Annotated in this window: 9 protein-coding genes and 1 pseudogene; 3 read left to right on the top strand and 7 right to left on the bottom strand. The window is 70.4% G+C overall.

Translation table 11 applies throughout. The annotated features are described in order from the left end of the window. A pseudogene (locus AB0L60_RS28995) lies at positions 1–921 on the bottom strand (Fe-S oxidoreductase); the annotation flags it as partial. 251 nt (positions 922–1,172) lie between these two features. Here AB0L60_RS28995 and AB0L60_RS28990 point away from each other — a divergent pair. Next, entirely contained in the window at positions 1,173–2,105 is a 933-nt protein-coding gene (locus tag AB0L60_RS28990; RefSeq protein WP_364620030.1) for a hypothetical protein, read from the top strand. Between the two features lie 110 nt (positions 2,106–2,215). Here AB0L60_RS28990 and AB0L60_RS28985 read toward each other — a convergent pair whose 3' ends face one another. From AB0L60_RS28985 to AB0L60_RS28960, 6 genes are all read right to left on the bottom strand, one after another. After that, the gene (locus AB0L60_RS28985; RefSeq protein ID WP_364620026.1) at positions 2,216–3,049 is read right to left on the bottom strand and encodes an NRDE family protein; all 834 of its coding nucleotides are present in this window, start codon (positions 3,047–3,049) and stop codon (positions 2,216–2,218) included. A gap of 166 nt (positions 3,050–3,215) precedes the next feature. Then, positions 3,216–4,562, bottom strand: coding sequence for a S1 family peptidase (locus AB0L60_RS28980; protein ID WP_364620023.1), 1,347 nt, complete (start codon positions 4,560–4,562; stop codon positions 3,216–3,218). A gap of 150 nt (positions 4,563–4,712) precedes the next feature. Next, positions 4,713–6,065 (bottom strand): S1 family peptidase, encoded by a 1,353-nt coding sequence (locus AB0L60_RS28975; RefSeq protein ID WP_364620021.1) that lies wholly within the window; start codon positions 6,063–6,065, stop codon positions 4,713–4,715. 117 nt (positions 6,066–6,182) lie between these two features. Further along, positions 6,183–7,316, bottom strand: a complete 1,134-nt coding sequence (locus AB0L60_RS28970) for a hypothetical protein (RefSeq protein WP_364620018.1) — start codon at positions 7,314–7,316, stop codon at positions 6,183–6,185. A gap of 46 nt (positions 7,317–7,362) precedes the next feature. After that, positions 7,363–10,236: a LuxR C-terminal-related transcriptional regulator gene (locus tag AB0L60_RS28965; RefSeq protein WP_364620015.1), complete on the bottom strand. Its 2,874-nt coding sequence runs from the start codon at positions 10,234–10,236 to the stop codon at positions 7,363–7,365. Between the two features lie 22 nt (positions 10,237–10,258). After that, complete coding sequence (locus tag AB0L60_RS28960) at positions 10,259–12,061, bottom strand: Hsp70 family protein (protein WP_364620013.1); 1,803 nt, start codon at positions 12,059–12,061, stop codon at positions 10,259–10,261. Positions 12,062–12,374: 313 nt separating this feature from the next. Here AB0L60_RS28960 and AB0L60_RS28955 point away from each other — a divergent pair, with 313 nt between their 5' ends. Continuing rightward, a complete protein-coding gene (locus AB0L60_RS28955) occupies positions 12,375–14,435 on the top strand; it encodes an IniB N-terminal domain-containing protein (RefSeq protein ID WP_364620010.1) in 2,061 nt (686 codons plus the stop codon). Positions 14,436–14,520: 85 nt separating this feature from the next. Continuing rightward, positions 14,521–16,368, top strand: a complete 1,848-nt coding sequence (locus tag AB0L60_RS28950; RefSeq protein WP_364620064.1) for a dynamin family protein — start codon at positions 14,521–14,523, stop codon at positions 16,366–16,368. The last annotated feature ends 77 nt before the right edge of the window (positions 16,369–16,445 follow it).

Raw genomic sequence — 16,445 nt, 5'->3', positions numbered from 1 at the left:
CTGCGACTGACAACGACCACACTCGGTACAGGTCGTGACATCGAGAATGTCCTTCCACGAGAAGTCCTCGAACCGGCCCACACCGAAAGTGTCAGTGTCCGGATCCGCGGTCTCCATCTCGATCGGCCTACCACCCGACATCATCGGCTTCGCCGCACCCAACGCGACATCACCATCAGCCTCACGCTTGAAATAGATATTCGGGAACGCGGCGAACCGGTGCCACGCCACACCCCAGGTGACATTGCGGCCGACCAGCAGCAGGAAGGTCGCACCGGAGACCAGCTTGATGAACGCGAAGATCGACACCATGATCACCGAGTCGGGCAGCAGCTTGGCCACCTGCTCGGTGAAGAAGTCGCTCCAGGTGTGGGATTCGTGGTAGGTGGCGATCTTGCCCGCCTTCACGAAGGTCATGCCCAGGCCCTCGACCAGGACGATCGCCTCGATGACGTACGCGGGCGCGAACCGGGAACCGCTGAACCGGGACAGCCGCTGCGGCACGCGCGGGTGATTCAGCTGGCGGATGACGATCAGCACCAGAATGCCGATCACCGTGCCGATGCCGAGGATCTCGTCCACCAGGTGGTAGATGCCCCAGGACCCGAGGATGGGCCAGTGGAATTCGGGGTCGAAGATCTGGCCGTACGCCTCGAACCACAGGATGAACCCGGCGAGGAAGCCGATCATGACGAGCCAGTGGGCCCAGCCGACCGTGCGGAATTTGTTCATGCGCGTGTGCGCGAGGAATTCCACGATCATGGTCTTGAAGCGGGGGAAGAATGGCCGCCAGCGATCGGGTGCGGACTGCCCGACCATAACGGTGCGCGCGATGTTCCGCACACCTCCGATGAACGATGCCCAACAGAAGACTGTGAACACCGCCCCAATCGTGCCCAGCGTCACTGTCAGGGCATTCATGTAGCGACCTCTCTTACGGTTCTACGAGCGTCTTGCGAGGCAGCCTGGTTCCGCCTCGAGTTGCTCGTATCCTAATGGACGGTAAGTTACCCGCCGGTAACTTAACTGTCCAGGGTTTCCCACACCGTAAATCCCGGCAAATCGGTGCGGTAACCAAGGGCAGGCTTACTCGCGAAACACTATGTCCAGCAGAGGGAAACGGATCTCGCAAATCGTAGGGTGATCGACTAGGCTCACGCTGTCCAACAGCTGTGCGCGTCTTCACATGCTCGGGGAGGACTCGTCCTAGCGCGTGGCATGGCCCGAGGGAAGCCGGGCCTCGCGTGGCGAAGAGGCGCACAGCGGATCTCACTCATGACGGATTGGATACCAACCGAATGAAGCTGCGCAGTACCACTGCGGCTGCTGCCCTGGTCATCGGCGCAATGACCATCGGGATGACGACCGCCCACGCCGACGAGGCTCCCGCTCAGCCTGCGGGGATCAACTACTCCAGCAAGCTCGTCGACGCAAAGTTCGTCGACGGCAAGATGGTGCAGGACAAGACCATCGTGTCCACCCTGAAGAACGGTGTTTTCGAGCTAGCCGAGCAGGACGGCGACACTCCGACGGACCCGAAACAGACGATCGTGAACGTCAAGGACCCGCAGGGTGCCACCGTTGTCTCCTTTCCGCTCAACTACTCGGTGGCCGGAACCAAGATCCCGGTCAAGGCCGCGCTGAAGGCCGATAACACCGTCCTCGAGGTCGTACCCGAGAAGCCCGCCGGATTCGATGCCGGCACTCTGCCGGCGTTCACGCATCCGGTGATGGTGGTCAAGGACATCGCATCGCCGGTCGAGGACCAGCGCGCGATGAACAACTTCACCACCGAGTTCGGCCTCGCGACCGCCATCGGAGGCTTCGTCGGAACTGCCGTCGGTGTGGTTCTCGGCGGGGGGATCGGAATTGCGCTCGGCGCCATCGAATGCCTGACCGTTGTCGGTTGCCTTGCCTCCATCCCGACCTTCGTCGCGTTGGCCGGTATCGGCGGCATTCTCGGCACGATCGCGTTCGGCGCACCCGCTTTGGGGATCGCCGGTATGGACCTGATCAACACGCTGCAGGCTGCGCCCGGCACCAGCAAGTGGAGCGATTCGAACATGAACGGGACGGCCGCGACCACCCAGGCCACCCCGAACTGAAATTCGCCGGGGTCGCAGACCCCGGCCCTGCTTCTTACCCGTTTCGGCCCGCCTCACTCGTCGGAGGCGGGCCGAATGCTTTGCCGAGTCGGGCCGGTTGCTGTGCCGAGTCAGGCGGGGAGTTCGAGACGGCCTTCGAGCGACACCGTGTCACCGTCGCGGCCGAACCGGGCGAAGGTGCGTTCGGTCATCACGTAGCTGCCGTCCTCACGCACCAGAAGAACTGTGCTGCACCGGGTTCCATGCACGGGATGATCGACGAAGCGCGCGGAGGCCGCGCGTTCGGCGAGAGGGTCCAGTCCGGTCTCCGGCAACGCGGAGGCGGCGGCGGGGGTGCGGTCGGCCAGGACGGCCAGATAGCTCTCGACATCGCCCGGATCGGCCGCGGCCACGGCGGCCAGCGCGCGCACGCCCCCGCGGACCTTGGGCCAGACCGGATCATCGGTGCCGGTCGATACGCTGCCGTCGGGTTCGAGGGACACGAGCGCATTGTTGGACAGGCCGTGGAAGCCCGGCGCGAGTTCGCGCGGGGTCCGGTCGCTCCGATTGCTGTGCCACCACAGCGTTTCCAGATCCGAGACCAGCAGGTTGCAGCCGTTGTAGTCGTCGGGCGCGGCCGCGACGCCACGCACGAACTTCTCCGGCACCGGATCGCCGCGCAGGAAATCCATCAGCAGCGCGCCCCGGGAGCGGGCATCGGGGCGGAAGTCGCCGGGCCGGCGCACATTGGTGACCGTCGCGAAGCGGTGCCGATCGGACAGCAGACCCAGCCAGGTGCCCGGCACCGGTCCCGCCGCACCCAGATCCCGGCCCGCCAGCAGCCCGGGCACCTCGTTCCAGGGCCGTAGCGATTCCGTTGGGCGGGTGAAGAATTCGTCCCGATTGGCGGCCACGATCAACCGGTACTCCGTATGCGCCCGCCAGCCGAGCAACACCAAACACATAACCCCAGCATGCCCGACCGGGGCTCGCCGCCACCACGCCCGATCGCTCCCCGTCCGCTGCCGCCCGCCGCCCCTGTGCTGTCACCCGTGGGGCACGCCCGGGGTACCCCGGAATACGAAAAGGCCGGTAGCGGTTGGGCTACCGGCCTTTTCGAGGGTGCTGTGATCAGAGGGTGCGCACACGCAGGCCCGGGTTGTCGGAGAGCACGGTGCTCACCGGCTGCGCGAACAGCTGCGGGGTGTTGCCGGTGATGAGACCGATCAGGTTCGGGATCTCGCAGACCGGGTAGTCGGCGACCGAGGAGGCGCTGGAAATGCCCAGGGCCAGGGTGCCGGTCACCAGCGGGCCGCCCGAATCACCGGGCAGGGCGCAGATATTGGCGGAGAACGACTGGGTGAGCATGCGGTCGCCGACCTGGACGGTCTGGTCGACGGCGTTCACCACGCCGCAGCTGAAGCCGGTGCGCGCACCCGACTTGCAGACCGGGGCGCCGACCACCGGCACGGCCACGCCGGTGATGTTGACCGGCGCCGCGCCCGGGACGTTCACCAGCGGGTTGGAGAAGGCGTCCCGGTACTGGTCGCTGATCCCGACGATCGAGTAGTCCTGGTTGCCCAGCACCGACTTCTGGAAGACGCCGACCTGCGGGCCCAGGCTCTCGCCGCCGACCATCTGGTAGACGCCCGGCGAGTTGGCGCCGGGGGTGGCCGAGATGTTGGGGTTGCAGTGGCCGGCGGTGATGTTCACGACATTGCCGTTGCCGTCGGTGCCATTGAAGCCGAGCGAGCAGCGCAGCGACATGCGACCGGCCACCGAGGCGTAGGCCTGGCCGGCGGCCATGGTCTGCGGGCCGGAACCGGCGATGTCGGAAGCCTTCGGGACGTCCTGGCCCTCGCCGCCGACCGGCGGGGCGGTCATGACGATGACACGGGTCGGGTCCACGAAGCCGGGCAGCGGCAGATCGGGCTTGTCCACCCGCACCGCGATGCTGTTGTTCAGGGTGTCGATGGCCACGCCCCGGATGGCCTTGGACACGGACTCCGGCTGGTCCTTGAGCCACTGCTGGAAGGCGTTCTTCTCACCGCGCAGCGTGGTCTCGCTCTTGGCGACGTCCTTGGCGGTGAAGCCGGCGTCCGCCACGGCCTTGCGGGCCTGGTCCAGGGTGTCGCCGGGGGCCAGCGCCACGATGGCCTTGCCGGTCTCGTCCAGCCAGGCGCCACCGAAGACGCCCGGGAACTGCCGTTGGGCGGTGGTGGCGAAGGTGGCCACCTTCTGCGCGATGTCGGCGCGCTGCAGGTAGTCCTGCGGGGAGATCTTCAGGTCGCGGGTGATGGCGGTGACCAGCTCGGCCGGCAGATCCGGCGTCGCGGGGGTCACGGGCTCCGCGTGCGCACTCGCCGCCAGGGGTCCGGCGACGAGCACAGTGGTGGCCGCGATCGCCGCAGTTCGGACAAGGGACCGTGGGCGGCGGCCCACGGCAGGCATGGAGAAGCGCATACGTGGCAGGAGCATGGCCCCGACTATATGGTGTCGGGCCGGTTATGCCTACTTATTGTGAGATGACGTTTCGGTATTCGGCGGGCAAACAGCGGGCGTGTCTAAAGCACACGCAATGAGGGAGGTGTCCGATTTTCGCGGCCCGCTGGAACGGGCCGCGAATCATCACGCGTTCGAACGCGTCCGGACCTGAATTCCGCTGCCGACGCCGCCGCCGGAATTGGCGTCGATTTCGGTGAGGATCGCGCGCACCGGGATGCCCAGCGACGCCGTACCACCATACTGCGCCAGCGCGGTATTGGCCTCGTTGCAGTTCGGCGCGTCGGCCGCATTCGAGCCGCTGGTGATGCCCAGCGCCAGCGTGCCGGTCACGATCGCGCCGCCGCTGTCACCACCCAGGGTGCAGGCGCTGGAGGCGAAGCCGCGCACCGTCTTGGACTGCCCCTCGGCGGTGAACAATTGGGTCTCGACCCGGTCGGCCACCACGAAACCACAAGTGAAGGTGGAGGATTGACCGGACTTGCAGACCGGAGCGCCGGTGATCGGGTCGGCCACCCCGGTGATGGTCAGGGTGGTGCCGTTGGCGCCGCGCACCGACGGCTGATCCATGCCGGCCCGCACCGCGTCGTCGTTCAGCTTGATGACCGAATAGTCGAGTGCGCTGCGGCCGCCCAGATTCGAGGAGACGAAGCTGCCGGCCTTCGGGCTCGACACCAGGTTTTTCACATTCGGAATGTAGACATCGGCGCTGGTGCCCTTGTCCACATTCGGATTGCAATGTCCGGCACTGATGTTCAGGGCGTTTCCGGCGGAATCCACACTGTTGAAGCCGAACGAGCACACATCGACGCTGCGCAGCGACGAATCGCTGAGCGCGGTCGGCGCGGTGATGTAGGTGTCACCGCCCATGGGGCGGCGTTCGACCGGGCCGCCGGAATCCGGGGACAGCATCACCTTGATATTCGCGATCAGCGTGGGCAGATTCAGCAAATGCCCGGCCGGGGTGTTCGCCACGCTGAGCACCAGCTGGCTGTTGAGGAAGTCGATGGCGACCGAGTTGATGGCATTGGACAGATCGCGCGGCAGGCTGGTGATCCACATGTTCAGCTGATCGGCCGAACTCTCGAGGTTGTCGGCGCTGATCGGGGCCAGCCGGGTCTGATAGCCGTCGGCGGCGGCGATCTTGGCGGCATCGAGCGAGGTGACGGCCATGACCGGCTTGCCGTCGGTGCCCAGCCACGCGCCCGCGAAGTCATCGGGACGCTGGCTGCGGAAAGTCGTTGCGTAGTCCCGCAATTGCTGGGCCTGGTTGGCCCGGTCCAGATATTCGGCGGGCGTCATCTTCAGATCGCGCTGGATGGCGGTGACCAGCTCGGCCGGAAGTTTGTCGGCGGCAAGCTGATCCGGGGACGCCGGGTCGGCGGTAGCGGTGCTGAGCAAGGGACCGATGAGGACGGTCGAGGCGAACGCGACGGTGGCTGCTCGAACCGTGGCGCGACGCGCCATGAACTTGCGCATGGAGTCCCTTCGTAAGTGCACCAGCAGACCGATGTCCCGGGCCCGGATCCGGTTACCTTCCGGAAGGTCGGTCAGCGCACCACTTTAGGGCATCAACCACCGAAGGGCTCTACGAAATCAACGCGGATTCTGTCCCCATGGATCCTGCAGCACCGGCGCTTGCGGCAGCTCGAAGGTCGGCACCGACGGATACTGGTAGATCGGCGGATACGGGCGTGTCGTCGTGGGCGGGGTGGTGCGCGGGGTGGGGCTCGGTGTGGTGGCCGGCGGGTCCGGCGTGGTCGTCGGCGGTGGGGGCGTGGTCGTGGGGTCCGAGGTGACCGGCACGTCCGCGGCATCGGCGGGCGGCGCGGCCGCGGTCGGATTGTCCGAACCGGTCGGCGGTAGCAGCGGCGGTGCCACCCCCGCGGTGGCCACCGGCTCCGAGCGCACCTCGCCGCGCGGCGGGCCCGGGGTGGAGTCGTCGGTGCGCAACACGGCCGCCACCCCGACGCCACCGAGCAGCAAACCGATCAGGGCGGCCGCCGCGGCGATGATGTACGGGCCGCGGTTGGCGCGCGGCGCGTGGGTGACCGCGACCGCCGCGGTCGCGCGGGTGACCGCCGGCTCGGCGGTGGTGACGGCCGGGACCGCGGCCGAATACGCCTGGGCCAGTTCGGAGGACTTGAGCGCGGGCAGCACGTCGGTGACGTCGGCGGCGTTCTCGGTGGCCGCGCTGGCATCGGGCGGCGTGAGGCCGGCCGGGGTGGACAGCACCGCCGCCAGCGCCGCGCGGGCCGCGTTGTAGGCCAGGGTCTTCCCGGTCTCCGCGTCCGCCTGGGGTAGATCCCGCTCGCTGACCAGCACCACCGACTTCAGGCCCAGATAGTCCAGCGCCTCGCGCAGGGAGCGCACGTGCGCGTCGGGCCAGGCGGTCGGGTGGGCCAGATAGAACTCGGCGGGACCATTGAGATGTTCGGCGGCCTGACTGATCAGGCAGAAGACCGCCGTGGCCATCAGGTCCTCGGCCCGGTACGCCTCACCGTCGTCCACCGCGAGCCCGGCCGGATCCCCGACCGCGCCCACGAAGCCCCGGATGGAATGGCTGTAGCCCTCCGGTGCGTCGCCGCCGAGTACGGCGTCGCCGTCCTCGGACATGTGCAGCACGGACTCGCGCACGGTGTAGTGCACCGGGAGTGTGGCGTCATCGCCTGTCAGCACGGCAACGACGGATTCGTCGTCCGCGATCCGCAGGCCCACCCCAGTGGCCATCCTCTTCTACCTCGCTCGATGCGTCCGGGTGCTCTCCGCGCCGAGGTCAGACGAGGAGTGAACCGTGACCCATGGCGCGAAGCATTGACAATAGCTCCGAACGCGAGCCGGCACCGATTCGACGTCTCATCCGAGCCACGTGATGTTCCACCGTTTTGGCCGAAATATAGAGCCGGGCCCCGATCTCCCGGTACGTCAACCCCAGTAGGACCAGTTCGGCCACTTCACGCTCGCGTTCACTCAGCACGGTATCGGTGATCGGTTCCGGGCGTGGCTGCGGGGCCGCGGGCTCGGGCGCGCGCACCGGGGACTCCGGCGGCCGGGACTGCGCGCGCACCGTGCGCGCCAGCTTGAGCAGCGCCGTCGCCGTGGCGGAATCACCCGCCGCCAGCGCGGCCTCACTGGCCAGCCGGGCCGCGTCCCAGCGCAGGCCGAGCCCGGCCAGCCGGGCCACCGCGCCCTCCACCTGCTCGCGCACCACCTGACCGCGCAGCACCAGCACCCAGGTGCGGCCCGCGTCCGCCAGCACCGCGGCCTGCGGATCGCCCGCCGCGGCGGAGGTCTTGAGCCGATGGGCGTGCGGCAGCAGGGCTTCGGGGCTCTCCTGGGCGATCGCGGCCTGAATCGCGTACCAGTGGAAGGCATTCGACCAGGCGGGCGGCTCGCCGAGCCGGCGCAGCAGTTCGTCGGCGCCGGTCACCAGGGCGGTCATCCGGGCCTCATCACGCAGGCGGATGCCGGCCAGCCACAGCTCGCCGATGGGCAGCAGCGCCAGCAGATCCGCGCCGACCTCGTCGAACAGCGGGAAGGCCTGCTGCCAGGCCATGGCCAGTGCCGCGTGATCGCCGCTGCGCCGGGCCAGGCCGACGATCACGCCGTGCGCGAGCAGCCGATCGCGCGGATCCAGTTCCGTCAGCCGGACTTCCGACATCAGGGTGGCCGCCGAATGTTCGTCGCCGCCCAGCATGGCGACCCACGCGCCCAGCACCAGGCTCTGCGGATCGCGGCTGGGGCCGCGGTCCTGGGTGCCCTGCCGCAGGGCGTCCGCGGCCCGGCGCGGATCACCCATGCTCAGGCACAGCAGCACCGCGATCGACACCGCCGAGCACGGCAGGAAGCGATCGCCGCCGGCATCGGTGGGGGCCGGGCCGGAGTGCGCGGCGTGGATGAGCGCGGAGGCCGCCGTGACGGCCGCGCCCCGCCGCGCCTGCGCGGGACTGGTGAAGCGCTGCACGGCAAGGGTTGTCGGCGCGATGGCCCGCATCTCGGCGGTGAAACCGGTCGGGGCCGAGCCGGCTCCGAAGGTATTCGGCGCGCTCGCAGCGGGTCTCACCGGTGCGGTGTCGTCGGGGTGCGGCCGGTCGCCGATGGGCCGGGCCGCGGGGCTCGCGGCCCGGGCCGGCGCGCCGGTTCCGGCGGCCGGCGCGGCAAAAGTCCGGTGCGGCGGCGGGAGCGGGGTGCCGGTGTGGCCGTTCCCGCGATCGGTGCGCGGCGCCGCGCTGAAATCGCCGGGGGCACTGGCCGATCCGATCGTGTCGAACAGGGCATTGGCGATCGAGGCCGCGCGCGCGGTGGCCTCGGTCGGCGGCCACTGGGCGGCATTGACCGACAGCGCCTGTGCGCCCCGGGCGTCACCGGACAGCGACAGCACCGTGGCGGCGACCGCCCAGTCCGGGCCGACACGGGTCGGCCCGAGCCAGGTGTAGAGCTGGGCGGCCCGGCCGGCCAGGCCGCGCCGGGTCCACACACCGGCGCAGATGCGCACGGCGGCAGCCAGATCCGCGAGCGGGATCGCCGGATTGGCCAGTGTGGGCTCGGCCAGGCGCAGGGCGGTGTCGCCGTCCCCGGCCCGGGCGGCGGCATCGGCCCAGCGCACGGCCAGGGCCTCCGGATCCGCGCCGGCGGCGGCCGCGGCCGCGTAGTGCCGGACCGCCTCGTCCCCGGCGCGTTCGGCTGCGGCACACAGGAATTCGGCCAGCCGCTCGTCACGGACGCCCGATTCGGCGAGCAGCAGTGCGGTGTGGTCGCGCAGCAGTCCGGCGTCCAGGCGCGCGTGCAGCAGGCGGCGGGCGACGGTCAGGAAGCGGCGGTCGCCGACCAGGGTGCGCAGCGGCGGGACGGCCGGGGCCAGCAGCAGATCGGCATCGGTGACCAGGGCGCTGCCCCGGGCCCGGTCCACCAGATCCTGGGCGGCCGGCGGGGCGACGTCGAGCACCTCGGTGAGCTCGCCGGTATCCAGGCCCGTGCCGATGGCAGCCACCACCAGGGCGTCCAGCAGGTCCGGATCGGCGTCGTCGAGACGCGCTCGCGCCCAGGCCGTCACCGCCTGGTCCACGGCGGTCACGCCCGCGTCCAGGCGGGTGGCGCAGGCGGCGGTCAGCGCGGCCACCACACCGCCGTGGATGCCGCCGGTCTGGCGGTGGATGTGCTGGGCCAGCCCGCGCGGCACCATCATGCCCAGTTCGCGGGCGAACGGGGCGATCTCGGTGGCGCCCAGGGCGCGCAGATCGACCACCCGGCCGCGGCGGGCCACCAGATCGGCCAGGCTCCGCAGCCGGGGGTCGTGCGGGCGCGGGCGCAGCGCGATCACCACCGGGTACTCCCCGGATTCGGCTGCGGCGCACAGCAGGTCGAATTCGGCCGGGTTCAGCGCGTGGGCGTCGTCGACGATGAGGGCGCCGCGGGCGCGGCTGTTGCCGTCCGCCCGGCCCGGGGCCGATGCGCGCAACGCGTGCGCCGGATTGTCGGTGTGCGGGACGCCCCGGGCGCGCAACCGCGCTCGGAGGGCGCCCAGCAGGGTGGACTTTCCGGTGCCGGAGCGGCCCCGGAGCAGGTAGAGCGCCGAGGCGGAATCGTCGGAATCGAGGTCCCGGAAAATCTCACGGGCGCACGGGATGGAATCCAGTGCGACGGGGGTCATGCCTGTCACGAGGAACCAACTCTCAGCGGCCGGTGTGCGGAACGACCGGTGGAACGGCGTTGCCGAGCTGATCAACCGCATTGTTCAGTGCGCCCGTGGGGAGCGTCACGCTGGGGACCGTCGGCGGCTGGAACTGCGGCACCGTCGGCATCTGGACCGGTGGTTGTTGTTGTTGCTGTTGCGGCGGCTGGGGGCTCGCCGGATTCTGTTGCGGCGCCGGGGTATCGGCCTGCGCGGCGGGGGTGGTCGGGTCGGCGGCGGCCGGTGCGGGGGCCGCGGCGCCGGTGGTGGCCGGGCTGCCGGGCTTGGCCGCGCCCGGCTGCGCCGCGGGCTTGGTCGCGGAGACCGGGTTCCCGGCCGCCGGGGCCGGGGCGCCGGGGGTGGTGTCCCCACCCGTCGGCGCTGGGGAATCGAGCGCCACGTCGGAGGTCGAGGGGGACTGTGTGCCCGTGGGCTTCGCGGGCGTGGACTGTCCGCCGGTGCCCATGGCCAGGGTGCCGGTGGCGATGGCGGCCACCGCGACCGCGGCCGCGCCGATCACCGCGAGGCGCTTCCAGTGCCGGAAGCCGCCGGCTGGTTCCTCGACCGGGAGGTCGGGCAGCAGCGGAATGTGTTGGGCCACAGGCGATTCTGCCATCAGCGTGGTATCGTCCGCCGCCGTTCGGCCGAAATCGCCGCCGGGGCCCGGTGGTTCGGGGTCCGCGGGCCCGGCCGGGGAGCCGGCCCGGGGCCGCGGGGGGAGCCCGGCCGCGGTGCGGCCGGGGGCGAGGGCCGGGCCGCCGTCGGCCTCGGCGAGGTCCACGCCACCGACCGCGATCGCCGGATGCGCCTCGGTGTCGGTGGTGTCGGCGAGCAGGTCGGCGGCCAGCAGGGCGGCGCCGTGCGTGCTGAGGTGGGCCGGGTCGGCGGCGGCCGCGACCGGGATACCGAATTCGGTGGACAGCAGTTCGGTTACCAGCGGGATGCTCGCGCCGCCGCCGATGACCAGGAAGCCGTCCAGATCGGCCGCGGTGAGTCCGGCCCGGCGCAGGGCCTCACGGACCAGGTCGGTCGAACCGAGGAGCGGACCCCGCAGCAGTTCCTCGATATCGTCGCGAACCAGTCGTACGTCCACTTCGGCCATGGCGGGCAAACGCACGGGCACCATGGTGGCGGTATTTGTGGACAGAGTTTCTTTCGCAATTTTGCAGCGAACGCGGAGTGCCGCTAATTCTTGTTCCACCAAAGGGTCGAAAGGATCGAAATCCTTTTCGCCGACCGCATGGGCTAGCACGAAACGCATTGTCAGCAGATCGAATTCCGACCCGGCCACCTCGGTGGTCCGTACCGGTTCGCCCAGCAGGCCCGACATGGCCCCTGTGCGCGCCACCGAAACCGTCAGGCCGGTGGCCCCCAGGTCGTACACCACCATCGCGCCGTCGTGGCTGGACTCGTGCACCTCCTGCAGCCAGCGCATGGCCGCCGTCGGCTCCGGGACCAGGGCCACCGCGTCCAGGCCGGCCGCGTCCAGGGCGGTCCGCTGCACCTCCACGGTGTGCTGCGACCACCAGACCGGATAGCAGGCGACCGTGGCCGCGGCCGGGCCCGTGCCGTTCACCCCGCGGCCGATGGCCGCCGCCACCAGGTCGGCGGCGCGGACCGCGGATCCGTCCCGGGTTCTGATGTCCACGGGATCCCCGACCCGGGCCAGGAAACCGTCCGGGACCTCCGGCTCGGCGCCCAGCAGGCTGGGCAGCGTATGTACTGTGTGTTGTCCCCCCGAAGTCGTCACGGCAACCGTATTCGACGACCCGACGGTGATGCCGAGCGCCAGCCCCTGACTCATTCGAGTTCCCCTGTCATTACCCAACGCGCGATCGGTGGATCGCGTGCCGAAAGCTCTTCGGTCCGATTTGTACGAAAAATCTCGGGTTAGGCCGGGTGGCCCACCCCGCCTGTCGGTAGCTGAGGGGATCCCGTTACCGATTCCCCCACAGGTTTGGGGGAATTCCCCTAATGTTCTCCTGCCCCCGTAGGTGACCGCCGTGGAACTTGGGGGAGTTCACCCCGTTACGCGTAACGAGATGCCTTCCTAACGTGAAAGGAAATTCGAGCAGCGCGGGTCAGCGGGGCCCGCCCATCCAGGGAGACGATTCGCCATGAGCCCCAACGCAATTCTCGAGTTCATCCTCAATCTGCTGCGTGACCACGAGGCCGCGGTCAACTATTGCAACAATCCGGGCGGGGCGCTGGCCGCCGCCGGTCTGGAGAATGTGACCCCCGAGGACATCGCCGCCGTGGCCCCCATGGTGGCCGAGTCCGCACTGGTTGCGGGAGGTTCGCAGCTGTCCGACATCATTGCCGCGGGCGGGACGACCGGGCTGGGCGCCGACACCGGTCTCGGGGCCGGGGCCAACGGCGGCGTGGGCGGCTCGGCCGCGATCGGCGACTCCGCGGGTGTGAATTTGGGCACCACCGCTGCCACCGCCACCCAGGTGTGCCTGACCGGCGACACCGGCACCGGCCTCGAGCTGGGCCTGTCCGATGGCATCGGCGCGGTCGTCGGTACGGCCGCCGACCTCGGCGCGGGCCTGTCCGCCGGACTCGGCGGCGCGCTCGGCGTGGCCGGTGACGTCGCCACCGGCGTGGAGACCGACCTCGGTGGCGTGCTCGGCGCGCAGGCCGCCGCCGACCTGACCTCCGCCCTCACCGGTGGCCTCACCGCCGGCGCCGGCCTCCAGACCGGTCTCCAGGGCGCCCTCGACACCGTCACCCAGGCCGGCGCGGACCTCACCACCGGCCTGACCGGTGCCCTCTCCACCGCCGGCGGCCTCGAAACCGGTCTCGGCGCCAACCTTTCCGCCGCCGTCAACGCCGCCGCCGATGTGGGCGCGGGCCTTCAGACCGGCCTGACCGGCGCCCTCGACTCCGCTGCCGGCGTCGGCGCGGGCCTCACCGGCGCGCTGAACACCGCTGCCGGAGTGGGCGCGGGTGTGCAGACGGGTCTCGATGGCGCGGTGAACGCGGCAGGTGGCCTCGGAACCGGTCTCGGCGCCGGGCTTTCCACCGGAATCGACAGCGCACTCGATGCGGGCCTGGGCGTTCAGACCGGCCTCAATGGTGCGGCGAATGTGGGTGCGCAGCTCGGAAGTGGTTTGGAGACCGGGCTTTCCGGGGCCGCCAACACTGTGGTCGGGGTCGGCAGCCAGCTCGGCGGCGACCTGAACAGTGGACTCTCGGGCGGCCTGAACACCGGTGCCCAGGTCGGTGCGGGTCTCGACACCGGAATCAACACTCTGCTGGGCGCGGGTACCCAGGCGGGCGCAGGACTGCAGACCGGCATCGGCGGCGCCGCGAATGTCGGCGCGGGCCTGGGCACACAGGTCGGAGCCGGCCTGGAGACCGGGCTCTCCGGTACAGCCGACACTCTGACGGGTGCCGGGACGCAGCTGGGTGCGGGGCTCGATAGCGGCCTGCACACGGGTGCGGATCTGGGTGCGCAACTCGGAAGCGGTTTGGAAACGGGCATTTCCAGCGTGGGTAATGTGGCGACCGGGATCGGCGCGGGCGTGCAGGGTGGCCTCGGGACCGGGATCGACACCGCGGTCGGCGTGGGCAACCAGCTGGGCGCGGGGCTCAACCCCGCCGTCGGCGCCGGGGCTCAGGTCGGGGCCGGTTTGGAGACCGGGCTGGGCGGGGCCGCGAATGGTGGTGCGGGGCTTGGGACCCAGGTCGGGAGTGGCCTTGATGCCGGAGTGCACTCGGCCCTCGGCGCGGGGACCCAGGTGGGCGCGGGGCTGGAGACGGGGCTCGGCGGGGCCGCGAAGGTGGGGACCGGGCTGGATGCGGGTGTGCATTCGGCACTGGATGCGGGGACGCAGCTGGGCGGGGGCGTGGGTACCGGTCTGACCGGGGTGGGGAATTCGGTCGCCGGGGTCGGCGGCGGGTTGGATGCCGGGTTGGGGACGCAGGCCGGTGGGGGCGTGCAGGTGGGGAGTGGGCTCGATGCCGGGGTGCACGGTGGGACCGCGGTGGATGCCGGGTTGCACGGTGCCGGTACGAATCCCTGGGCGGGTGTGGATGTTTCGCAGGCTTTCGGCGGCGGGGTGCATGCTCCGGGTGCGGACGCGTCGCTGTTCGGAGATGGTGGGGCGCACACCGGAGTGGATCTCGGAACGCACCCGGGCGGAGACGTCGTCGGCGACATTCTGCACTCGTAGGTCGAAGGGTCGCTCGCCGTGGTGAGCGACGACCTGTCGGAACACAAACGGCTGGAATAGGTTCGGTGAGCAGGCTGTGACGGGCATGGTGGCGGCGAATCCGCTGTTGACGATGGTGTCGGAGACCATCGCGGTGGCGAAGGCCGCGGAACGCGGGGATCTGGTCGCGCGGCTGGAGACGGTCGCGGGCAAGGTGCGCGACCCGCGGCGGCGGATCCTGGTGGCCGGTCTGGGGAATCAGGGCAAGAGCCGGTTCGTCAACGCACTCATCAATATGGATGTCTGCCCGGTCGCCGACGATGCGACCACGGCGGTCACCACGGTGCTGTCCTACGGTGAGCAACCGCGGGCGACCGTGGTCGCGGCGGGCGCCGACGGCGGCGAGAACACCAGGGAGCCGGTGCCGTTCGAGGCGGTCCCCGCCCTCACCGCGCGCAGTCCGCAGGGCCGGGCCGTACTGCGGCTCGAGCTGGAGGCCCCGAGCCGGCTGCTGGCCGACGGCATCGTGGTGGTGGATACGCCGGGACTGGGAGTGCACGGAACCACCGGCGCGGCAGGCGTTCTCGCGCAGGCCCCGGCCGCGGACGCGGTGCTGGTGCTCACCGACGCCTCCACCGAGCTCACCGAGACCGAGGTGGATTTCCTGCGGCAGGTGCGGGAGCTGTGCCCGGCGGTGGCGGTGCTGGTCACCAAGATCGACCTGTATCCGCATTGGCGGCAGGTGTTCGAGGCGAACTGGAAGCACCTGCACGCCAATGGGATCGAGATGCCCATGCTGCCGGTGTCGGCGGTGCTGCGCGCGCACGCCATGCGCCTGCAGGACGAGGGCCTGGGCCGCGAGTCCGGGTTCGGGATGGTGTTCCAGTTCCTGCGCGAGCAGGTGGTGGCCCGGGATCAGGCGGCGATGCAGCGTGCGGTCGCACTCGACATCTCCTCTGCCGCAGAGCATCTGGCGCTGGCACTGGGCAGTGAGCTGGTCGCGCTGCGTGATCCCGAACGGGGCGCGGCGGCCATCCGGGAGCTGCACGGAGCCAAGGCCGAAGCGGAGAAACTGCATCGCCACACCGCCGCCTGGCAGCAGACGCTGGGTGACGGCATCACCGATCTGGCCGGGGATATCGACCACGATCTGCGCAACCGCCTGCGCGATATCGCCCGTACCGCCGAGGACTGGATCGACCAGCACGATCCCGGCCGGCACTGGGACAGCATGGACGAATGGCTCACGGCCACCGTGGGTTCCGCGGTCGGCGACAACCTGGTGTGGACCGGCACCCGCGCGGTGAAGCTGGCCGAGCGGGTCGCCACCCACTTCGACGATCTCGGCGCGGTGGATCTGCCCGAGGTGCGCGACACCCTCGACGACGACTCCCGCGCCGAGTCCTGCACCCTCGCCGATCTGGAACCCGATCTGGGCCTGGGCCACAAGCTGCTGGTGGGGGTGCGCGGCTCCTACGGCGGCGTGGTGATGGCGGGCATGGTCGGCACCATGGCCGGGCTGGCCCTGATCAACCCGCTCTCGCTGGGTGCGGGAGTCCTGCTGGGCGGCAAGGCCTTCAGCGACGACAAGAAGGCCCGCCTGGCCAAGCGTCGTGCCGATGCCAAGATGGCGGTGCGCCGCTACCTGGACGACATCGCCTTCCACACCGGCAAGGAGACCAAGGACCGCCTGCACCGCATCCACCGCCTGCTGCGTGATCACTTCACCGCCATCGCCGACCGCACCCTGCGCTCCATCGACGAATCGCTGCGCGCCGCCCAGGAGGCCGCCAACCTGGAGGCCGCCCGCCGCACCGAACGCGCCGCCGAACTCGAACGCCGCCTGCGCGTCGTCGCCGAACTCCGCCGTCACGCCAACACCCTCCTCGGCGCGGAACCCCAGGCCGCGCCGGCTCCCGCCGCCCAGCCGCAACTCCCGCACACACCGCACTAGTGCAGACGACTCGGCCCGCTAGCGGCCGGGAAGAGCGCGGCGCACCGGGAGGGCGGTGGGGCGTTCACGTTCGGGCC

Source organism: Nocardia sp. NPDC051981, from assembly GCF_040680715.1.
Taxonomy (GTDB): Bacteria; Actinomycetota; Actinomycetes; order Mycobacteriales; family Mycobacteriaceae; genus Nocardia.
This window is presented reverse-complemented; position numbering and strand designations above follow the sequence as displayed.